22 protein-coding genes and 1 tRNA gene are annotated in these 20,310 nt (G+C 39.1%); 20 read left to right on the forward strand and 3 right to left on the reverse strand.

Annotation, left to right across the window (positions count from 1 at the left end):
• The first annotated feature begins 150 nt into the window (after positions 1–150).
• The 7 genes from LRP81_RS07385 to LRP81_RS07415 all read left to right on the forward strand — a co-directional run bounded on the left by LRP81_RS07385 (position 151) and on the right by LRP81_RS07415 (position 7,115).
• Positions 151–1,620, forward strand: coding sequence for a tetratricopeptide repeat protein (locus LRP81_RS07385; RefSeq protein WP_230500631.1), 1,470 nt, complete (start codon positions 151–153; stop codon positions 1,618–1,620).
• 212 nt (positions 1,621–1,832) lie between these two features.
• Positions 1,833–2,789, forward strand: coding sequence for a thioredoxin-disulfide reductase (gene trxB / locus LRP81_RS07390; protein ID WP_230500632.1), 957 nt, complete (start codon positions 1,833–1,835; stop codon positions 2,787–2,789).
• Positions 2,790–3,484: 695 nt separating this feature from the next.
• Positions 3,485–3,943 carry an 8-oxo-dGTP diphosphatase gene (locus tag LRP81_RS07395; protein ID WP_230500633.1) on the forward strand — a complete coding sequence of 153 codons (459 nt, stop codon included), beginning with the start codon at positions 3,485–3,487 and terminating at the stop codon, positions 3,941–3,943.
• An 18-nt stretch (positions 3,944–3,961) separates the two neighbouring features.
• Positions 3,962–4,852: an RNase adapter RapZ gene (gene rapZ, locus LRP81_RS07400; protein ID WP_230500634.1), complete on the forward strand. Its 891-nt coding sequence runs from the start codon at positions 3,962–3,964 to the stop codon at positions 4,850–4,852.
• A complete protein-coding gene (locus LRP81_RS07405; protein WP_230500635.1) occupies positions 4,852–5,829 on the forward strand; it encodes a gluconeogenesis factor YvcK family protein in 978 nt (325 codons plus the stop codon). Before rapZ ends, LRP81_RS07405 begins: the two co-directional genes overlap by 1 nt.
• A 36-nt stretch (positions 5,830–5,865) precedes the next feature.
• Entirely contained in the window at positions 5,866–6,807 is a 942-nt protein-coding gene (whiA, locus tag LRP81_RS07410; RefSeq protein WP_230500636.1) for a DNA-binding protein WhiA, read from the forward strand.
• A gap of 50 nt (positions 6,808–6,857) precedes the next feature.
• The gene (locus LRP81_RS07415) at positions 6,858–7,115 is read left to right on the forward strand and encodes an HPr family phosphocarrier protein (protein WP_230500637.1); all 258 of its coding nucleotides are present in this window, start codon (positions 6,858–6,860) and stop codon (positions 7,113–7,115) included.
• 135 nt (positions 7,116–7,250) lie between these two features.
• On the opposite strand, the gene clpP is transcribed toward LRP81_RS07415, so the two are convergent.
• The gene (gene clpP, locus LRP81_RS07420; RefSeq protein ID WP_230500638.1) at positions 7,251–7,835 is read right to left on the reverse strand and encodes an ATP-dependent Clp endopeptidase proteolytic subunit ClpP; all 585 of its coding nucleotides are present in this window, start codon (positions 7,833–7,835) and stop codon (positions 7,251–7,253) included.
• A gap of 434 nt (positions 7,836–8,269) precedes the next feature.
• Here clpP and LRP81_RS07425 point away from each other — a divergent pair.
• The 13 genes from LRP81_RS07425 to secG all read left to right on the forward strand — a co-directional run bounded on the left by LRP81_RS07425 (position 8,270) and on the right by secG (position 19,229).
• Positions 8,270–8,347, forward strand: a tRNA-Arg gene (locus LRP81_RS07425).
• 289 nt (positions 8,348–8,636) lie between these two features.
• The gene (locus tag LRP81_RS07430; RefSeq protein WP_230500639.1) at positions 8,637–8,801 is read left to right on the forward strand and encodes a hypothetical protein; all 165 of its coding nucleotides are present in this window, start codon (positions 8,637–8,639) and stop codon (positions 8,799–8,801) included.
• Positions 8,802–8,859: 58 nt separating this feature from the next.
• Positions 8,860–9,486 carry a hypothetical protein gene (locus LRP81_RS07435; protein ID WP_230500640.1) on the forward strand — a complete coding sequence of 209 codons (627 nt, stop codon included), beginning with the start codon at positions 8,860–8,862 and terminating at the stop codon, positions 9,484–9,486.
• Entirely contained in the window at positions 9,479–9,652 is a 174-nt protein-coding gene (locus tag LRP81_RS07440) for a hypothetical protein (protein ID WP_230500641.1), read from the forward strand. Before LRP81_RS07435 ends, LRP81_RS07440 begins: the two co-directional genes overlap by 8 nt.
• Before the next feature lie 238 nt (positions 9,653–9,890).
• Positions 9,891–11,210, forward strand: coding sequence for an RNA polymerase factor sigma-54 (gene rpoN / locus LRP81_RS07445; protein ID WP_230500642.1), 1,320 nt, complete (start codon positions 9,891–9,893; stop codon positions 11,208–11,210).
• Positions 11,211–11,229: 19 nt separating this feature from the next.
• Positions 11,230–11,472: a glutaredoxin family protein gene (locus tag LRP81_RS07450; RefSeq protein WP_230500796.1), complete on the forward strand. Its 243-nt coding sequence runs from the start codon at positions 11,230–11,232 to the stop codon at positions 11,470–11,472.
• Between the two features lie 156 nt (positions 11,473–11,628).
• Positions 11,629–12,648, forward strand: coding sequence for a sugar-binding transcriptional regulator (locus tag LRP81_RS07455; protein ID WP_230500643.1), 1,020 nt, complete (start codon positions 11,629–11,631; stop codon positions 12,646–12,648).
• 47 nt (positions 12,649–12,695) lie between these two features.
• The gene (gene gap, locus LRP81_RS07460) at positions 12,696–13,703 is read left to right on the forward strand and encodes a type I glyceraldehyde-3-phosphate dehydrogenase (protein ID WP_230500644.1); all 1,008 of its coding nucleotides are present in this window, start codon (positions 12,696–12,698) and stop codon (positions 13,701–13,703) included.
• 187 nt (positions 13,704–13,890) lie between these two features.
• Positions 13,891–15,075 carry a phosphoglycerate kinase gene (locus tag LRP81_RS07465; protein ID WP_230500645.1) on the forward strand — a complete coding sequence of 395 codons (1,185 nt, stop codon included), beginning with the start codon at positions 13,891–13,893 and terminating at the stop codon, positions 15,073–15,075.
• Between the two features lie 39 nt (positions 15,076–15,114).
• A complete protein-coding gene (gene tpiA / locus LRP81_RS07470; RefSeq protein WP_230500646.1) occupies positions 15,115–15,876 on the forward strand; it encodes a triose-phosphate isomerase in 762 nt (253 codons plus the stop codon).
• Complete coding sequence (gpmI, locus tag LRP81_RS07475; protein WP_230500647.1) at positions 15,869–17,404, forward strand: 2,3-bisphosphoglycerate-independent phosphoglycerate mutase; 1,536 nt, start codon at positions 15,869–15,871, stop codon at positions 17,402–17,404. The genes tpiA and gpmI overlap by 8 nt, the downstream gene beginning before the upstream one ends.
• Before the next feature lie 83 nt (positions 17,405–17,487).
• Positions 17,488–18,783, forward strand: a complete 1,296-nt coding sequence (gene eno, locus LRP81_RS07480; protein ID WP_230500648.1) for a phosphopyruvate hydratase — start codon at positions 17,488–17,490, stop codon at positions 18,781–18,783.
• A gap of 215 nt (positions 18,784–18,998) precedes the next feature.
• Positions 18,999–19,229 (forward strand): preprotein translocase subunit SecG, encoded by a 231-nt coding sequence (secG, locus tag LRP81_RS07485; protein WP_230500649.1) that lies wholly within the window; start codon positions 18,999–19,001, stop codon positions 19,227–19,229.
• Positions 19,230–19,283: 54 nt separating this feature from the next.
• Here secG and LRP81_RS07490 read toward each other — a convergent pair whose 3' ends face one another.
• Together LRP81_RS07490 and LRP81_RS07495 are read right to left on the reverse strand one after the other, a co-directional pair.
• Complete coding sequence (locus LRP81_RS07490; protein ID WP_230500650.1) at positions 19,284–19,418, reverse strand: anti-repressor SinI family protein; 135 nt, start codon at positions 19,416–19,418, stop codon at positions 19,284–19,286.
• The gene (locus LRP81_RS07495) at positions 19,411–19,785 is read right to left on the reverse strand and encodes a helix-turn-helix domain-containing protein (RefSeq protein WP_230500651.1); all 375 of its coding nucleotides are present in this window, start codon (positions 19,783–19,785) and stop codon (positions 19,411–19,413) included. The genes LRP81_RS07490 and LRP81_RS07495 overlap by 8 nt, the downstream gene beginning before the upstream one ends.
• Positions 19,786–20,310: the final 525 nt, after the last annotated feature.

A 20,310-nucleotide genomic window follows, 5' to 3' on the forward strand; every position in this document is an offset into this window, starting at 1 on the left:
AATCCTATATTAACCTTTCAAATTTCTATCACAAAATAATAAAAACAGACCCTTTTCCTTAACGGAATTAGCTTCCAAAATTCCCATCTGTCTTTCAATGGTCGGTTATGTTATACTACGTAGGTTAAGAATGTAGTAATGGAGGCTAAAATGGGAAAATATTCGAATGTAAAACCGGAAGCGAAGGTCATCCCATTTGCTCAGAATGGCGATTATTTTTACCAAAAAGGTATTCGTGCTTATAGAAAGCGTGATTTATATAAAGCAAGAAGGTGGCTGCAACGTGCAGAAACCATTAATCCTAATGATGCATCCGTCATGTGTCAGCTGGCGATCGTGTTAACGGAGTTAGGTGAATATCAGCGCTCTAATGAGTATTTGCTATCGATTTTAGATGATCTTGCTCCTGGCATGAATGACTGTCATTATTTTTTGGCAAACAATTTTGCCTTCCTTGGTTTGTTCCAAGAAGCGAGAAAGCATGCAGAGCTTTATATGGAATTAGAGCCAGATGGTGAATTTATTGAGGACATAGATGACCTATTGGATTTACTTGAAATTGAAGCAGATGAAGAAGGAAATATAGAAGATGGTCAAGACCAATTAATCATCATGCAAGAGAAAGCGAAAGAGCTTCTAGAGAATGGCGAATTGGATGAGGCTATTTTGTTACTCGAAAAAATAATTACTGAGTATCCTCAGTTCTGGTCTGCTTATAATAACTTGGCATTGGCTCACTTTTATAAAGGGAATACGGATCGTGCATGTGAAGTGCTTGAGGATATTCTTGAAGAAAATCCAGGCAATCTTCATGCATTATGTAATTTAGTTGTCTTCTATTATAAAGAACACAAAGATGATGAAGTCGAGAAGTTAGCGAATAAGTTGGAAAAAGTAAATCCAATTTTAGTAGAACATCGCTACAAATTAGGTGCTACTTTCGGAATGATTGGCAGAGATGAAATGGCATATAAATGGCTTCGCACTTTACAAAAAAATGGGTTTCAAGGAGACAGCACCTTTTATTACTGGCTTGCTTCCTCCGCATTTCATGTGGGTCATCAAGCAGTTGCAGAACAAGCATGGGCTAGGGTTATGGCATTAAACCCCGAAAAAGAGGGAGAAGCACCTTGGAACGTGCATAAGGACGCTACGGAAGAAGAAGAGGGAGAGCTTTTAGCATATATATTCTTTACTAGTAGGTTAAAGGATAAAAAAGATGGAGAAGATGCTTTTCAATTTATGAAGAAACAGTTGGAAGGACCTCTCCAAACTCAGTCTATAAAGGAATATATGCAGTATGCTATTAGTTGTAACAATGATGTACCTCTTAGCATCAAAAATGCTTATGCTATTGCTTCCCTTTATCTAGATAAGGTGCTGCAACAATCTCTTATCATCGATTGGCATCATTTCTACACAAAAGTGAGAAGTAGCAATCTAACTGTTTCATTTGAAAATTATCATGGATTTGCAGCAGGCTTTGCCTATAACTGGTACAAAAATCAAGACAAAAAGATGTCGCAAAAAGAGATCTCTTATCTGTTTGAGGTATCTGTTGTTTCCGTCAGAAAATATAGCAAAGAATTAGTAGAGCTAGAACAGTTTCTAGATCAATAAGCTTTTATAATTTTGCGTATTTAGTAAAGCCGGTACCTTTTGGTTCCGGTTTTTCATTTGTTGATATCATGAGCAGAAAGTTGGACTCTAGTTCAGCTGTTATATAGGATAGTAACTGGGAATACTTTTAATTAGTATTCATAAAGTAGCAAACGTAAATTAGCTGAAAAGTTAGTCTTATAAGTAACAACTTGTTTAAAGGAGTGAGCAACATGACTGAAGAGAAAGTGTATGATGTGATAATTATTGGGGCAGGGCCAGCAGGTATGACTGCAGCGGTTTATACATCACGAGCAAATTTGAGCACCTTGATGATTGAACGTGGTATGCCTGGGGGTCAAATGGCAAACACAGAGGAAGTAGAAAACTACCCAGGGTTCGATCACATTCTTGGGCCAGAACTTTCTACAAAGATGTTTGAGCATGCGAAGAAGTTTGGTGCAGAGTATGCATATGGAGATGTAAAAGAAGTAATTGATGGAAAAGAATATAAAACGGTGAATGCCGGAAGTAAATCATACAAAGGTCGTTCGGTGATTATTTCTAGTGGTGCAGAGTACAAAAAAATCGGTGCACCAGGTGAAAAAGAACTTGGTGGACGTGGGGTTTCTTACTGTGCTGTTTGTGATGGTGCATTTTTCAAGAATAAAGAACTTGTCGTTGTTGGTGGAGGGGATTCAGCGGTTGAAGAAGGAGTTTACTTAACTCGCTTCGCATCCAAGGTTACGATTGTTCATCGCCGAGATGAACTTCGTGCTCAAAAGATACTTCAGCAACGTGCTTTCGATAACGACAAAATTGACTTCATTTGGAGCCATACAATAAAAGAAATTAACGAAAAAGATGGTAAAGTTGGAAGTGTGACATTAGTGAGCACTAAAGATGATACTGAACAGGAATTCCAAACAGATGGTGTGTTTGTCTATGTTGGAATGTTGCCATTAACAAAGCCATTCTTAAACCTTGGGATTACTAATGATATGGGCTATATTGAAACGAATGAACGCATGGAAACAAAAATTCCTGGTATTTTCGCAGCTGGTGATATCCGCGAAAAAACACTTCGCCAAATTGTAACAGCGACAGGTGACGGAAGTATTGCTGCCCAAAGCGCCCAACATTATATAGAAGAACTTGTGGAAGAATTAAAGGCCAATACGACTAAGTAATAGGTATGTCGAACTATAAATTATCTTGTCGAAACATCCATTTAACCAAATCGTAACTACCCTTTAATGCACTTGTAACAGCACTGAAACAATTATGGGTTATTATATTAATAGTAATTGACCCCCTTTTATAAATATAGTGGATGACACGGGTTCCCTTTTTCCCGTGTCCTTTTTTTATGCCTTTTTATAATTAATCTGATCGGAATAGAAGGTTTTTGTATATCATTGTATAATTAGTAAAAGAAGGCTAAAATGAGTAAAAGAGCGTTTTCAAGTAATTGAAATCGATACCTTACTTGAGAGTTCTATAATTTGTTGAACTTTATTGTATTTAATTCTGTTGTTTTCCTGTAAAATAAAAATGACACACTAGGCTCTTTTTTTATTTGATAAGATTTGTTTTCTCCTATGAGAAGTATTGCTGTCGGTAAGCACCTTAGACGAAAGAGCCAAAAAGCTTCTTAAGGGAAGCAAGATATATTAGTGAGTAGATCAATATATTTTTATTTAATTAATGCAATTCCCATGTTGATCGTAGTGAAAGACAGGAATACTCCCGTGGAAAGCGAAGCGTCTGTAACGAATATCAACAGTTAAATGCAAAACTTAAAAAAATTTGTCTTTGTACCAGTCTGTAATATCTATATAAATAGATAAATAAAGTTTTCACCGAAATAAAAGGGGTTGTAACCATGCAACGAGTAACAAATTGTGTACTATTAAAAGAAGACCAAGTGCTACTATTGCAAAAACCACGTCGTGGCTGGTGGGTTGCACCTGGAGGAAAAATGGAGCACGGTGAATCTGTAAAGGATTCTGTAGTGCGAGAATATCGAGAAGAAACGGGAATTTATTTAAAAAACCCTGCATTGAAGGGTGTTTTTACATTTTTAATAAAAGATGGGAATGACATTATTTCAGAGTGGATGATGTTTTCGTTCCTTGCAACAGAGTTTGATGGACAAAATGTGAAAGATTCGGAAGAAGGAAAAATAGATTGGCATATGCAGGAAGAGATTGGAAAGCTCCCAATGGCACCTGGTGATTATCATATTCTTGAGTATCTCATTAAAGGTACCGGTATGATTTATGGGACATTTACATATACACCGGATTTTGAGCTATTGTCCTACAGGCTTGATCCAAACTAAATGAAAGGAGTGAACATCATGAGTAAAGGCTCTAGCAGTGATGTGGAATTAGTCATTATTACAGGAATGAGTGGTGCAGGGAAAACAGTTGCCATTCAAAGTCTAGAGGACTTAGGTTTTTTCTGTGTAGATAATCTTCCTCCAACCTTGCTACCTAAGTTTTTGGAGCTGATGGAGGAATCCGGAAACAAAATGAATAAAGTAGCTTTAGTAATGGATCTCCGTGGACGAGAATTCTTCGAAAGCCTGTTCGAAGCATTGGATGATATTTCGGAGCTTTCTTGGGTGACACCTCAGATATTATTCCTTGATGCAAATGATTCTGTCCTTGTATCCCGCTATAAAGAAACGAGAAGGTCGCACCCTTTGGCCAAATCTGGTCTGCCTCTTGAAGGAATTGAATATGAACGTGAATTATTAGAAGAGATGAAGGGGCGTGCCCAATTAATCTTAGACACTTCCAACTTGAAACCGCGTGAACTAAGAGAGAAAATCCTCAAACAATTTGCTACTCACTCAAAACAAACGTTCAAATTAAATGTCGTTTCCTTCGGCTTTAAGTACGGATTACCAATTGACGCTGATTTGGTATTTGATGTCCGTTTCCTGCCAAACCCTCATTATATTGATCATATGAGACCGATGACAGGATTGGATGAGGAAGTTTCCTCCTATGTTTTAAAATGGTCGGAAACGCAGAAGTTCGTTGAGAAACTTGAAGACTTATTGAGCTTTATGCTTCCTTATTACAAACGGGAAGGGAAAAGTCAGCTCGTTTTAGCGATTGGATGTACAGGGGGACAACACCGCTCCGTTACGCTTGCTGAATATTTTGCAAAGCATTTTAAGGATGAGTATGATACACTCCTTACACATAGAGATATTGAGAAGCGAAAGGGAAAAGCATAATGAAACGACAGAAACTGCCGAAAATCGTTATCATTGGCGGAGGAACTGGGCTCCCAGTACTGTTACGTGGTCTAAAGCATTATGATGTAGATATTACTGCGGTAGTAACAGTCGCTGATGATGGAGGAAGCTCTGGCCGTTTACGTGATGAATTGCACATACCCCCGCCTGGTGACGTTCGTAATGTTCTTGCTGCTCTGTCTGATGTAGAACCGTTAATAGAAGACTTGTTTCAGCATCGTTTCGCAACTGGAAATGGGCTATCGGGTCATTCTCTAGGGAATTTATTACTTGCCGCAATGACCACAATCACTGGTGATTTTGTTCATGCAATACGAGAAATGAGCAAGGTGTTGAATGTACGTGGAAAGGTACTCCCTGCCGCTAATCAAAGTGTAGTATTACATGCAGAGATGGCTGATGGTTCTGTTGTTACAGGAGAATCAAAAATTCCTGCTTCAGGGCAAAAAATAAAACGAGTATTTTTAACGCCTGAAAAGGTTGAACCATTAAGAGAGACAGTAGAGGAAATTCAACATGCAGATCTCTTGATTATAGGTCCGGGAAGTCTTTACACTAGCATTTTACCGAATTTGCTTGTACCGAATATAGGAGAAGCAGTAGCTAACTCTAAAGCAAAAAAAGTATATATCTGTAATGTTATGACACAAGCTGGTGAAACATTAGATTATACAGCTAGCGATCATGTAAAAGCTTTATATGAACATATGGGTTGCTCATTCTTGGATACCATATTGGTAAATGAGGAAGATATACCTGAAGATATTGCAACGCGATATAAAAAAGAATTTGCTACACCTGTTGTCTATGACATTGCGGTTCTTTCCGAAATGGGACTCGAAATTGTACATGATAAAATTATCCGATACGAGGATGGCGTCATCCGCCATGATACCCAAAAAGTAGCGGGCTTGTTGTTTTCTATGTTGAATGTGGACAACAATCGAAAAAGGTAACATTTCAAAAGCAAAACGCTACAGGGGGTGAATAAGATGTCCTACGCTTCTGAAACGAAAAAAGAACTAACAACCATTGAAATAAAAGATTGTTGTGTCAAATCAGAACTTGCAGCATTAATTAGAATGAATGGCTCATTATCCTTTTCAAACCGAAAATTGATTCTCGATATTCAAACTGAAAATGCTGCTATTGCCCGCCGTATCTATACATTGACTAAAAAGATATACGATGTAAGTGTGGAGCTTTTAGTTCGTAAAAAGATGCGCTTAAAAAAGAACAACGTCTATATCGTACGTTACGCCGAGCAAGCCCATTATATTTTGGATCAATTAAATATTCTAAAAGATGGTTTTACATTTGTAAGAGATATATCCAGTGAACTTATCGCTAAAAAATGTTGTAAGCGTTCCTATTTGCGTGGTGCTTTTTTAGCTGGAGGATCAGTCAACAATCCCGAAACTTCCTCCTATCATCTAGAAATTTTTTCACTCTACCATGAGCACAACGAGTCTTTGTGTAAATTGATGAATATGTTTCATCTAAATAGTAAAACATTAGAGCGTAAAAAGGGCTATATTACCTATCTTAAAGAGGCGGAAAAAATAGCAGAATTCCTAAATATTATTGGTGCCCATCAGGCATTGCTAAAATTTGAAGATATTCGGATTGTCCGGGATATGCGCAATTCAGTAAACAGGCTCGTAAACTGCGAAACAGCTAATTTGAATAAAACCATTGGTGCAGCGATTAGGCAGGTGGAAAATATTCGATTTATTGATAGTACTGTTGGTCTGCAAGTACTCCCTGAAAAATTAAGAGAAATTGCAGAGCTTCGTGTTAATTACCAGGATGTCACACTTAAAGAACTTGGGGAAATGGTATCTGGAGGTGCCATCAGCAAATCTGGTATTAACCATAGGCTTCGTAAAATAGATGAGATTGCCGATAAACTTCGTGCAGGAGAAACTGTATAAGTTTCCGTTTTATAAATAGGAAAAGTAATGTTAAATGAGGAGGAATTTAAATGGTACAAAAACAAGTAGATGTTCGTCTAAAGACAGGTTTGCAAGCACGTCCTGCAGCACTGTTCGTACAAGAAGCAAACCGTTTCTCAAGTGAGGTTTTTCTTGAGAAAGATGGGAAAAAAGTGAATGCAAAGAGTATTATGGGATTGATGAGTCTTGCTATTGGCTCAGGAGCAACCATCACCTTGATTGCAGATGGTCACGATGAAGAAGACGCAATTGCTGCGTTAACTGATTATGTACAACAAGAAAATTAACTATTATTCAGATAGTGTTTTGAGTGTTGAATGCGCTATCTGAATGGTTAATAGAAAGGAGGATGCCATGAGGATGAGTGTGGTATCCTTTTTTGTATAGAAAAAAGTCCCCATTAACAGGGGACTTCAGTGTGTTTAGTTATTGTTCTTAATTACTTTGTCGATCAAGCCATATTCAAGTGCGCGGTCGGCTGTCATGAAGTTATCTCGGTCTGTATCGCGAGAGATAACTTCAATAGGTTGACCAGTGTTTTCTGATAAGATTGTGTTAAGCTTTTCACGAAGGAACAAGATACGTTTTGCTGCAATTTCAATTTCCGTTGCCTGCCCTTGCGCTCCTCCAAGTGGTTGGTGAATCATCACTTCACTGTTAGGTAACGCAAAGCGCTTGCCTTTTGCACCAGCGGATAATAGGAAGGCTCCCATAGAAGCCGCCATCCCCACACACATTGTGCTAACATTAGGCTTAATGAAGTTCATTGTATCGTAAATAGCCATACCAGCTGTGATGGAACCACCTGGACTGTTAATATAAAGGGAAATATCTTTTTCAGGATCTTCGGCTGCTAAGAATAAAAGCTGTGACACTATGGAGTTAGCAACATTGTCATCAATGGCACTTCCAAGCATAATAATACGGTCTTTTAATAAACGGGAGTAAATGTCATAAGCGCGCTCCCCACGGCTTGTTTGTTCAATAACTGTAGGAATTAAGTTCATCTCACTTTTCCTCCTTGAATTTTAGATTAATAATCGGAGAAGGTCCATATGTAAAAAAGGGAAATAATCACGGTGAACCTACCCCGACTAGAAGGTATTACTTAATATTTATGTACTTTTATCATACATAAAAGGTCAATAATGGTCAAATAAAAACCATCGCAAATAACTCCATTTTTCCCCATGTAATAAATCATTACCACTAACTAACTTTATTAAACTCCTTAACGATTTTTTCTACATATCAACAAGTAATTTGGATGTGGTTATGAAACTAAATCGAGAAATTAAAAAGGAAAAGAGGTGTTTTAATTATAACAACGGACACCATACAGCAGTTGGTAGTGAAATATCCGGAAGTATGAGAGAGTTTCTATAGCCTACTCGACAAGGATTATTTAATCTGGTATATTAATAAAGTCTAATTTGACTTTGCGCTCGTAGCTCAGGGGATAGAGCGGTGGTTTCCGGTACCACGTCATGCGGGGGTTCGATTCCCTCCGAGCGCGCCAATTTATAGATTAAATTTATTTTTGAAAAATACTAATTTGATGATGATAACGGACAAGAGCCGTTTAATATTATTTATCCACCCAGTGTCGGCACACTGGGTTTTTATTTTTGTTTGCACCTTTTTGGAGCTTTTTTTGATAAAAGCCCACTTTGAAAAAGCATGTACAACAGGAACACACAATTATTTCTCCTCAAAAAATATTATAATAAAAGTGATCCAATTTTACATCTCCTCCGTTAGGTAAGTGAAAGTAGCAAAATTCCAACCATAAAACGGAGAGGATGATTATGAAAAAGACGCTAATGGCTTTAGTGAGGGCACTAACATTACTTGTACCAACATTCGCTATGGCGAATGGAGAGGAAAATGTGAAAACTCCAGCAGCAGATTTGAGAGCAACCTTGGATCATCTATTGTCGGAACATTTTGTTTTAGCAGTTTGTAGTAGCTGACTTAAGAGCAACACTTAATCATTTAGCAGCGGAACATACTGTATATGCGACAATTGGTATGCAAAAGGGATTCGATCAAGCAGAGGATGTTGATTTTATTAACTGGGCAGAAGATGCTCATACGGCTGACTTTAAAACAGCTATCGCATCTATCTATGGTGATGAAGGTAGAGCACAATTTGAACAAGTTTGGCAAGCGAACCATATTGATGCTCAAGGCATGATTGTTGCAGCAACAATGGAAAATGATGAAGCAAAAAGAACTGAAGCAGAAGAACACTTACAAACGTTTGCGAAAGTTTTTGGCGAATTTTTAGGAGCTGCAACGGAAGAAAACCTTCCAGCTAAAGCAGCAACAGAAGCTGTTTGGGCGCATGAGAAATTGGTATTAAAGTCATTTGACCACTACACAGCTGAAGAGTACCAAGAAACGTATGATACGTTCCGTGAAAGCTATGCCTTTATGTTTGGTATTGGTGAAACATTAGGTGGAGCTATAGTAACTCAGCATCCAGATAAATTTAGTGGCGAAACAATGCCAAGTGAAATGCCAAATACAGGAATGGGTGGCGGAAGCAAGAAAAGCATCCCAACAGCACTAATAGTTGTAGTCATTGCTACAATGTTTGCTGCCACTACTTATCTAGTAGTTCGTCGTAAAATGAAAATGCCTGAAAATGCATAAGAAGCAGTTTGAAGAAGGAGAGTTTGAGCTTGTTACGAGCATATCCACACACCAACGTAAAAGCTATACAGATCCTGTATCACGCGACCATTCCTACTATGTGACGGCAATTAATGAGCAAGGCGGTGAGTCAGACCCTTCTGACGTTTCTGTATATGAGGAATGATGGTAATGTATATCCGAGAAACGATAAATCCGATCATTTGTCAAAGGTTTGAGGGACTGCCAGACGAAAGTAATCACTTTCTGAACGGTCCCTTTTCCAGTACTTTTCATTCGATTTTCTTCATAAGATTTAATACATTACATAACTACTTCCAATTATTAATGATTACAAATTCTGCTGAAGTCAGGTAGAATGTAGATACAGCCTGGAAATCCTAGGTCGGAGGAGGGGTAGAAAAATGAAGCAGTCTATAGGTTTGTTTCAGGAGCAATCATTGAAACTTGCAATGACACAAGAATTAAAGCAAGCAATCACATTATTGCAATATTCCACTTTAGAGCTAGTTGATTTTTTAAAGGAGCAATCAATGGAAAATCCGTTGATGGAGCTAAAAGAACCAGCAAACATTCGGGAGCTAGCTTCCTCGCGTAAACAAATAGTAAAAGGACCGACCTCGCAAACCTTTTCGATTGAAAATTTCAGTAAACATGGAGAGACCCTTCATCAATATTTGGAGCAACAGCTGTTAGAAAGCACCTTGTCCAACGAGGAAAAACAATTTACAAAAAGAGTAATACCATACATAGATCCAAACGGTTATATTCCAGAGGATTATTCCATAATTGCAAAGCAGCTCAACAGTTCAATGGAGTCTATCGAAAACATAATACGCATAATTAAACAGATGGAACCAGCAGGAATCGGAGCAAAAGACTTACAGGAGTGTCTCCTCCTTCAATTGCAAAGGCACCCGGACCGTAATGAATTAACGGAAAGAATCCTCGAAAACGACTTTACGCTTTTTGCTGAAAAGGCGTGGAAAACACTTGCTAAGAAATATTCTATTACCTTAAAAGAAATTCAATCGATCCATGATGAAATCGTGAAACTCCACCCTCGTCCTGGAAATAAATTTGATACTGTTGAAAAACCAAAATATATAACACCAGATCTATTAGTCCAAAGGCAGCACAATCAGTTTATCGTTTCGTTGAATGAGGAGATAATTCCCCAACTTGCTATTAACAAGCAGTATAAAGAAACGTTAAAAGGAAAAGGGGAATTAGAAAGTTACTTGCAGGAAAAAATACAGCAATGCCAATGGATTGTAAAAAGTATCGAGCATCGTAAGCATACATTGGTAAAGGTAATGGAAGAAATCGTGTTCTCGCAGCAATCCTTCTTTTTTAACGGACCAGCTTTTTTGAAACCGCTAACATTGAAAGATATAGCCAGTCGTTTAAATATTCATGAGTCAACCGTAAGTAGAGCGACGAAGGAAAAGTATGTGCAAACGCAATACGGCCTTTTTGAACTGAAATATTTTTTTAGCCAAGGGCTAAGTGCGCAATTTGACGAAGAAAAATCAACAAGACATGTACAACAATTAATAGAAGAGCTTGTAAAAAAAGAAGATAAGCAAAAGCCATTAAGTGACCAACAGCTGACAAACCTTCTGCAAGGGGAGTATCATATATCTATCTCTAGGAGAACAGTAGCTAAATATCGAGACTTACTTCAAATACCAAGTTCCTCCATGAGAAAACGTTATGATTGAAGAAAGGTAGATGGATAGAATGAATTTAACATTTTACACGAAGGTGGACTGTCCTCTTTGTGAAAAGGCAAAAATAAAATTAATGGAACTTCAACGTGAATGGAATTTTTCTATTGAAGAAAATGATATTTATAAGGATGATGTTTTACTTGAGAAATATCAATTAATGATTCCTGTTGTAGAGCATGAAGGAGAAATGCTTGCTTATGGTCAAATTAGCAAGGAAGAAATAAGAAAGCGTTTACTTGAAAAAATCCGCTAACCCCTAGTTGCATAAGGGTTTCACCTTTGTTACAATCAAGTTGTAGCAGGGGTGATTTTTTTTACCGCTACTGGGACACAATATGTCATACTGGGACGTTTTAAGTCCAATGGCTAATTCTCAAAAGGTAAAACGCACTCTAAAGGGGAAGCTATCATGAAGCAAATTATTGAAGTACAAAAGAAATTGTTACCTGATCTTCTTTCTATTATGCAGAAACGATACGAAATACTAAGGTACATAAGGTTGATGCAGCCGATTGGAAGAAGAAGTTTGTCAGGTAGTCTAGGTTTGAGTGAGCGGGTGCTAAGAGGCGAAGTCGATTACCTTAAAGCGCAGAATCTTATTCATGTTAGTGTTGCCGGCATGACACTGACGAATGATGGGGAGGAGCTCATAAAAGAACTGGAAGAAGTAATGAAAGAGATTTCCGGTTTAAAGATACTTGAAGCGGGAATAACAGAAAAATTAGGGATAAGCAAAGTGGTCGTCGTTCCGGGTGATAGTGACCAATCCCCTTGGGTGAAAAAGGAACTCGGGCGGGCATGTGTAACCACCATGCGAGATCGATTTCATCAAGACAACATCATTGCAGTAGCGGGTGGAACGACTGTTTCATCAGTAGCGGAAATGATGACACCGGATGCGAAAAATCGCAACCTACTGTTTGTCCCAGCGCGTGGCGGACTTGGAGAAAAGGTGCAAAACCAAGCAAACACCATTTGTGCAACGATGGCAGAAAAAGCATCAGGAAACTATCGATTGCTGCATATTCCGGATTCACTAAGCCATGAATCCTATCAGTCGATGAAAGAAGAGCCTTCTATAAAAGAGGTTATTTCTCTTATCAAAGATTCTAGTATGGTTATTCATGGAATTGGGGACGCTAAAACAATGGCAGAACGCCGTAAAACAGCGCCGGAAAATATGAACAAAATCGAAAGCTCTCACGCAGTAGCAGAAGCTTTTGGGTACTATTTCAACTCAGCAGGAGAAGTGGTGCACAAAGTGCAAACTGTTGGAATGCAGCTGGCTGATTTGGAAAAGATAGAATGTGTGATTGCTGTGGCGGGTGGTGCATCCAAAGCAAGGGCAATCCAAGCGTATTTAAAAAAAGCTCCCCACACCATCCTCATAACGGATGAAGGGGCAGCGAAAGAATTAATTAGGGAGTAACATCCCTTAAATAAAATTTTCTTAGAATACTAAGGAGGAACTTAACAATGGCAGTAAAAATTGGTATTAACGGTTTTGGACGTATCGGACGTAACGTATTTCGCGCAGCATTAAATAATGCTGACGTTGAAGTAGTAGCAGTAAACGACTTAACAGATGCTAACATGTTAGCTCACCTTTTAAAATATGATAGCATTCATGGAAGACTAAATGCAGAAGTAAAAGTGGACGGAGACAACTTAGTTGTTGACGGCAAAACAATTAAAGTAACAGCTGAGCGTGACCCAGCGAAACTATCATGGGGCGAGCTTGGAGTAGAAATCGTTGTAGAATCTACTGGATTCTTCACAAAACGTGCTGACGCTGCGAAGCACTTAGAAGCTGGCGCGAAAAAAGTTATCATTTCTGCACCTGCATCTGATGAAGATATCACAATCGTTATGGGTGTTAATGAAGACAAATATGATGCAGAAAACCACAGTGTTATCTCCAATGCATCTTGTACGACAAACTGCTTAGCGCCATTCGCGAAAGTACTTAACGACAAATTTGGAATCAAGCGCGGTATGATGACAACTGTTCACTCTTACACAAACGACCAACAAATCTTAGATTTACCACATAAAGATTACCGTCGTGCTCGTGCTGCTGCTGAAAACATCATCCCAACAACTACTGGAGCTGCAAAAGCAGTATCACTAGTATTACCTGAACTAAAAGGTAAATTAAATGGTGGAGCTATGCGTGTACCAACTCCAAACGTTTCTCTAGTTGACCTTGTTGCTGAGCTTGACAAAGATGTAACTGCTGATGAAGTAAATGCAGCATTCAAAGAAGCAGCTGAAGGGGACCTAAAAGGAATCCTAGGCTACTCTGAAGAGCCACTAGTATCTGGTGACTACAACGGAAACCCTGAGTCTTCCACTATTGACGCATTATCTACAATGGTAATGGAAGGTAGCATGGTAAAAGTAATCTCTTGGTACGATAACGAGAGCGGCTACTCTCACCGTGTAGTTGACCTTGCGAAGTATATCGCTTCTAAAGGACTATAATATTTAGACAGTTAGTTATTAGTTGGATTAGCTGTGAAACAAACTTATAATAAGAGGGGGGCTTGGGGAACACACCCCCCTCCCTCTTTTCATGTTTTAAAAAAGTGCTATTCCAAGTTATATAGGTGAAAATTTGACCTGTGATAGAATAGCAACCAAAAATTCCCCTTAAAAGGAGGCCGTTTAAATGAACAAAAAAAGCATTCGTGACATCAACGTTAAAGGAGAACGCGTTTTTTGCCGTGTGGATTTTAATGTTCCGATGAAAGACGGACAAATTACGGACGATACGCGTATCCGTGCTGCATTGCCAACAATCAAGCACTTAGTGGATAACGGAGCAAAAGTATTGCTCGCAAGCCATCTTGGTCGTCCAAAAGGTCAAGTAGTGGAAGAACTTCGCTTAAATGCTGTAGCTACACGCCTACAAGAGCTTCTTGGCAAAGATGTGAAAAAAGCGGATGAAGCTTATGGGGAATCCGTGAAATCAACTGTAACCGAAATGAGCGAGGGAGACGTACTTTTACTTGAAAATGTTCGTTTCTACCCTGGTGAAGAGAAAAATGATTCAGAACTTGCTAAGGCGTTTGCAGAGCTTGCAGATGTGTATGTAAATGATGCATTTGGCGCAGCACACCGTGCTCATGCATCCACTGAAGGCATTGCTCACCATTTACCAGCAGTTGCTGGCCTTTTAATGGAAAAGGAACTAGAAGTATTAGGGAAAGCCCTTTCTAATCCTGATCGTCCATTTACGGCAATTATTGGAGGAGCAAAGGTTAAAGATAAAATCGGTGTAATTGAAAACCTGTTAAACAAAGTGGACAACCTGATTATTGGTGGTGGACTTGCTTACACGTTCATTAAAGCAAAAGGCCATGATGTCGGAAAATCCCTTTTAGAAGTAGATAAAATCGACCTAGCGAAAAGCTTTATAGAGCAAGCAGAAGCAAAAGGTGTAAACTTATACATGCCAGTTGACATCGTAGTTGCAGATGATTTCTCTAACGATGCTAACACGCAAATTGTTTCTATTGATAGCATTCCAAGTGATTGGGAAGGTTTAGATTGTGGACCAAAGTCCAGTGAAATCTATGCAGATGTTATTAAGAATTCAAAGCTTGTTATCTGGAATGGTCCTATGGGAGTATTTGAATTAGATACATTTGCAAATGGAACAAAAGCTGTTGCAGAAGCACTAGCGAATGCTACCGATACATACTCTGTCATCGGTGGAGGAGACTCTGCTGCTGCCGTTGAAAAGTTCAACCTAGCAGATAAAATGAGCCACATCTCAACTGGTGGGGGCGCGTCACTTGAATTCATGGAAGGAAAGGATCTTCCAGGAGTCGTGGCTTTAAACGATAAGTAAGTGTATAGAATGACAACCCAACCCGAAAGGATGGATACGATGCGTAAACCAATTATTGCAGGTAACTGGAAAATGCATAAAACACTTTCTGAAGCTACTAGCTTTGTAGAAGAGGTAAAAGGCTTAATTCCTTCTGCTGAAAAAATTGACTCTGTTATTTGTGCACCTGCTCTGTTCTTAGAGCGTCTAGTAACAAATACAGAGGGGAGAGACCTAAAAATCGGTGCACAAAATATGCACTTTGAAGACAGCGGTGCCTTCACTGGAGAAGTTAGCCCTGTTGCGTTAAAAGACATTGGAGTATCCTATGTTATTCTTGGGCATTCTGAGCGTCGCGAAATGTTTGCAGAAACAGACGACACAGTAAATAAAAAAGTACTCGCCGCATTTAAGCACGGCTTGATTCCAATTGCTTGCTGCGGAGAAACGCTTGAAGAGCGTGAGACTGGAAAAACCAATGATATCGTTGGAAATCAAGTGAAAAAAGCATTAACTGGATTAACTGCTGATCAGGTAAAAACAACAGTCATTGCATATGAACCAATTTGGGCAATTGGAACTGGTAAATCATCTACAGCAGCAGATGCGAATGAAGTATGTGCACATATCCGCAGTGTGGTTGCTTCTGAATTCGATCAAGCTGCAGCAGACGCGGTTCGTATCCAATACGGCGGTTCTGTTAAACCAGCAAACATCGCAGAATATATGGCTCAGTCAGATATCGATGGAGCACTTGTTGGCGGTGCAAGCTTAGAGGACCAATCTTTCTTACAGCTTTTGGAGGCAGGTAAGAATGACTAAAAAACCAGTCGCTTTAATTATTTTAGACGGCTTTGCAATGCGTGGCGAAACAACTGGTAACGCAGTTGCCCAAGCAAGCAAACCTAATTTTGATAAATTTTGGAGTTCCTACCCACATGCTCAACTTACGGCAAGCGGAGAAGCAGTAGGACTGCCTGAAGGACAAATGGGAAATTCTGAGGTTGGCCATTTAAATATTGGTGCTGGACGAATCGTGTACCAGAGCTTAACACGTGTAAATGTGGCCATTCGTGAAGGGGACTTTTATGAAAATGAAACGTTCCTAAATGCCATAAACCACTCAAAAGAAAAAGGCACAAACCTTCATCTTTTTGGCTTACTTTCGGACGGTGGTGTTCACAGTCACATCCAGCATCTTTTTGCCCTTTTAAAGCTTGCAAAAAGAGAGGGACTGGAAAGAGTCTACATCCATGGCTTCTTAGATGGCCGTGACGTTTCACCGAAATCTGCTCCAGAATTTATCGAGCAATTAAATGAAACAATACTAGAACTTGGTGTAGGGGAAATTGCCACAATTTCCGGCCGCTATTATTCTATGGACCGTGACAAGCGCTGGGATCGGGTTGAAAAATCCTACCGTGCCATGGTTTATGGTGATGGTCCAACCTATAACAATGCGATGGAGTGTATAAATGACTCCTATAACAACGGAATCTTTGATGAGTTCGTAATTCCTTCTGTTATGACAAAAGAAGACGGAAGCCCAGTTGCTACGATTCAAGAAGACGACTCGGTTATTTTCTATAATTTCCGTCCAGACCGAGCGATTCAGATATCGAACACGTTTACAAACAAAGATTTCCGCTCATTTGATCGTGGACCTAAGCATCCGAGCAATCTGGAATTTGTCTGCTTAACACACTTCAGTGAAACAGTAGATGGGTATGTTGCCTTTAAACCTATTGGTATGGACAACACGCTTGGTGAAGTTCTATCTCAACAAGGCTTAAATCAACTGCGTATTGCAGAAACCGAAAAATATCCACACGTTACCTTCTTTATGAGCGGTGGGCGTGAGCAAGAGTTTCCAGGAGAACAACGCATCCTTATTGATTCTCCTAAGGTTGCAACCTATGATTTACAACCAGAAATGAGCGCATACGAAGTAACGGATGCACTTTTAGCAGAAATAGCTGCAGACAAACAAGACGCCATCATCCTAAACTTCGCTAACCCTGATATGGTCGGGCACTCCGGAATGCTCGAGCCAACCATCAAGGCAGTGGAAGTGACAGATGAATGCCTAGGAAAAGTCGTCCAGGCTATCCTTGCAAAAGACGGAGTGGCCATCATCACCGCAGATCACGGGAACGCTGACGAAGTGGTAACCACAGAAGGTAACCCAATGACTGCCCATACTACCAACCCAGTACCAGTAATCGTTACTAAAAAAGGACTGGAGCTGCGTAATGATGGAATCCTTGGTGACCTTGCCCCAACTATGCTAGACTTATTAGGGGTAGAGAAACCTCTTGAAATGACAGGAAATTCATTAATTAAGAAGTAAAAACTGATTTGAACTATTGAATTAAATCAACAGAGTGTTGATGCAGTAACAATAAAAAACAACCTAAAAGGAGAGTTACAAACATGCCAATTATCTCTGATGTATATGCACGCGAAGTCCTTGACTCCCGTGGTAACCCAACAATCGAAGTAGAAGTTTACACTGAATCCGGTGCATTTGGCCGCGCATTAGTACCTAGTGGTGCATCTACTGGTGAATACGAAGCAGTAGAACTACGTGACGGTGATCAATCCCGCTACCTTGGAAAAGGTGTTCAACAAGCAGTTGAAAACGTTAATGAAGTAATCGCTCCTGAGCTTGTAGGTCTTTTCGATGTACTTGAGCAAGTAGCAATTGACGAAGCATTAATCGATCTTGATGGTACAGAAAATAAAGGTAAACTAGGTGCAAACGCAATCCTTGGTGTTTCCATGGCGGCAGCACGTGCAGCCGCAGACTTCTTGGAAGTTCCTTTATATCAATACCTTGGTGGATTCAACTCCAAAACTCTTCCAGTACCAATGATGAACATCATCAACGGTGGAGAGCACGCAGATAACAACGTAGACATCCAAGAATTCATGGTAATGCCTGTTGGTGCTGAAAACTTTAAAGAAGCACTTCGCATGGGTGCTGAAATTTTCCACGCACTAAAGAAAGTTTTAAGTGAAAAAGGCTTAAACACTGCTGTAGGTGATGAGGGTGGATTTGCTCCAAACCTTGGATCGAACGAAGAAGCACTTCAAACGATCATTGAAGCAATCGAAAAAGCAGGTTACAAGCCAGGTGAAGAAGTAATGCTTGCAATGGACGTAGCATCTTCTGAGCTATTTAACAAAGAAGATGGTAAATATCATCTTTCTGGAGAAGGCAAAGTATTAACTTCCGAAGAAATGGTATCTTTCTACGAAGATCTAGTAGCAAAATACCCAATCATCTCTATTGAAGATGGACTTGACGAGAACGATTGGGAAGGTCACAAACTATTAACGGAGCGCATCGGAACTAAAGTTCAACTAGTTGGAGATGACTTATTCGTTACAAACACGAAGAAATTGGCTGAAGGTATCGAACGTAAAATCGGTAACTCCATCCTAATCAAAGTGAACCAAATCGGTACACTTACAGAAACGTTTGAAGCAATCGAAATGGCAAAACGCGCTGGCTACACTGCAGTAATTTCTCACCGCTCTGGTGAAACAGAAGACAGCACAATTGCTGACATCGCGGTAGCAACAAACGCTGGCCAAATCAAAACAGGTGCACCATCCCGTACAGACCGCGTAGCGAAGTACAACCAACTTCTTCGCATCGAAGATCAACTTGGTGACACAGCTCGCTATGACGGCTTACGTTCTTTCTATAACTTGAAAAAGTAATCACTTAAAAAGTGGACCCAACTAATGTTGGGTTCTTTTTTTGTATTAAAGAAGTCGATAGATATAAATCTAAATACACTTTACATACGAGCTTTTATTTTCTTGAGCCTAATTTAGATTCAAGATTTTCTTCCAACTTGACCTTGTCCCACTTGACAGTTTGTGGTACATTTATTGTATAGACATATGTGCGTTTCGCAGGAGGTGTAGTTTTCATGGCAATCTTTTTAACCATTTTACTTATTATTGTTGCAATGGCTCTAATTACAGTTGTACTACTTCAATCAGGTAAAAGTGCTGGTCTATCTGGTGCAATTTCTGGTGGAGCTGAAACACTTTTCGGTAAACAAAAAGCACGCGGATTGGATCTTGTCCTACACCGTACAACAGTCGTACTTTCAGTGTTGTTCTTCGTTTTGACACTTACGATTGCATACTTTGCATAATACAACCATCACTCTCCAGGCTGGGGAGTGTTTTTTATGCAAAAAAAACTCTTATCACTTTCTGACAAGAGTTCCCCGTTCACTTGCTTCAGAAAAAAAACTGCGGATTTCTTCCTCTGTAATACCAAGACTTTTTGCTTCAAGTAGTAATTCTACCCATTCCAAATCTAAATCTGCGTACTCAACCACGTTTTTCCTCCTCCTCGTTCAGTTCTTGATTAGTTGATTGCCATTGTTGAAATTGCAAGTAATTACGGTAGTTTAAAAAATCTTGTTTTGTCATACCTTCCTTTATTGCTTTTTGAATTAGCTTTTTCCATTCCTCGTCCATCACAATTTTTTCTTTCTGGTTTTCCATGGTCGTTCCATCAAGCAAGTACTCTATGTTTGTTCCTAAACTTATGGAGATCTTCTGTAAAAATTGTAAGGAAGGATTTGTTTGCAGATCACGCTCTAGATAGCTTAAATACGATTTTGAAACACCAGCTTTGTCAGCCAATTCACTTAACGAATATCCTTTGCTTTTTCTAAGTTTCCTAATCCGTTCACCAATCATCCTCTATCTCCTTATTATTATATATATAACGTTCATTATATAGTACAAACTGTACTTTGGAAAAAACGCAATATTAAAAAAAAGGGAGAAATCGGAAGTAAAATAGCGATTAGGGTTCTTTATTGAGAAAAATCAGACTTTTTTGGTGTTTTTTATTAAGAACAACATAGTATATACTTCTTATCAAAATTCATCATTCTAAGGAGTATTTACTATTATGTACATGAAATTTTGTCACAGATGTCATAACTATTCCTTCAGTAGCTTTGAGAGAGATCAATCCGACTGTCCTAATTGTTCCTTATCATTAGAGAGTGGTAAAAATTACATCGCACAAGCAACTATAAAAAAAGATACGAAAGTAAAAGGAAGAAAAAAACTTACGATCAGCCTCGTGAAAAGTAAATTTGACAGGGGTATTTAAACTGGGTAGAAAAGTAAAATGTTCGTTGACACGTTCTATATAATGAACTATAATTTGCTATATAAACAACTTTATTTTTTTATAATGATGTTCTTAATAAT

Origin of the sequence: Sutcliffiella rhizosphaerae, assembly GCF_917563925.1 — a bacterium.
GTDB lineage: Bacteria > Bacillota > Bacilli > Bacillales > Bacillaceae_I > Sutcliffiella_A > Sutcliffiella_A rhizosphaerae.

Bases quoted from the DNA above. Each gene is read 5' to 3' on its own strand.
- LRP81_RS07440 (WP_230500641.1), top strand. From the start codon at position 9,479: ATGCATAAGAAGCAGTTTGAAGAAGGAGAGTTTGAGCTTGTTACGAGC.
- LRP81_RS07430 (WP_230500639.1), top strand. From the start codon at position 8,637: ATGAAAAAGACGCTAATGGCTTTAGTGAGGGCACTAACATTACTTGTA.
- LRP81_RS07465 (WP_230500645.1), top strand. From the start codon at position 13,891: ATGAACAAAAAAAGCATTCGTGACATCAACGTTAAAGGAGAACGCGTT.
- LRP81_RS07450 (WP_230500796.1), top strand. From the start codon at position 11,230: ATGAATTTAACATTTTACACGAAGGTGGACTGTCCTCTTTGTGAAAAG.
- LRP81_RS07495 (WP_230500651.1), bottom strand. From the start codon at position 19,785: ATGATTGGTGAACGGATTAGGAAACTTAGAAAAAGCAAAGGATATTCG.
- LRP81_RS07415 (WP_230500637.1), top strand. From the start codon at position 6,858: ATGGTACAAAAACAAGTAGATGTTCGTCTAAAGACAGGTTTGCAAGCA.
- gpmI (WP_230500647.1), top strand. From the start codon at position 15,869: ATGACTAAAAAACCAGTCGCTTTAATTATTTTAGACGGCTTTGCAATG.
- gap (WP_230500644.1), top strand. From the start codon at position 12,696: ATGGCAGTAAAAATTGGTATTAACGGTTTTGGACGTATCGGACGTAAC.
- secG (WP_230500649.1), top strand. From the start codon at position 18,999: ATGGCAATCTTTTTAACCATTTTACTTATTATTGTTGCAATGGCTCTA.
- LRP81_RS07385 (WP_230500631.1), top strand. From the start codon at position 151: ATGGGAAAATATTCGAATGTAAAACCGGAAGCGAAGGTCATCCCATTT.
- tpiA (WP_230500646.1), top strand. From the start codon at position 15,115: ATGCGTAAACCAATTATTGCAGGTAACTGGAAAATGCATAAAACACTT.
- LRP81_RS07455 (WP_230500643.1), top strand. From the start codon at position 11,629: ATGAAGCAAATTATTGAAGTACAAAAGAAATTGTTACCTGATCTTCTT.
- eno (WP_230500648.1), top strand. From the start codon at position 17,488: ATGCCAATTATCTCTGATGTATATGCACGCGAAGTCCTTGACTCCCGT.
- LRP81_RS07435 (WP_230500640.1), top strand. From the start codon at position 8,860: ATGCAAAAGGGATTCGATCAAGCAGAGGATGTTGATTTTATTAACTGG.
- clpP (WP_230500638.1), bottom strand. From the start codon at position 7,835: ATGAACTTAATTCCTACAGTTATTGAACAAACAAGCCGTGGGGAGCGC.
- LRP81_RS07395 (WP_230500633.1), top strand. From the start codon at position 3,485: ATGCAACGAGTAACAAATTGTGTACTATTAAAAGAAGACCAAGTGCTA.
- LRP81_RS07405 (WP_230500635.1), top strand. From the start codon at position 4,852: ATGAAACGACAGAAACTGCCGAAAATCGTTATCATTGGCGGAGGAACT.
- trxB (WP_230500632.1), top strand. From the start codon at position 1,833: ATGACTGAAGAGAAAGTGTATGATGTGATAATTATTGGGGCAGGGCCA.
- rpoN (WP_230500642.1), top strand. From the start codon at position 9,891: ATGAAGCAGTCTATAGGTTTGTTTCAGGAGCAATCATTGAAACTTGCA.
- rapZ (WP_230500634.1), top strand. From the start codon at position 3,962: ATGAGTAAAGGCTCTAGCAGTGATGTGGAATTAGTCATTATTACAGGA.
- whiA (WP_230500636.1), top strand. From the start codon at position 5,866: ATGTCCTACGCTTCTGAAACGAAAAAAGAACTAACAACCATTGAAATA.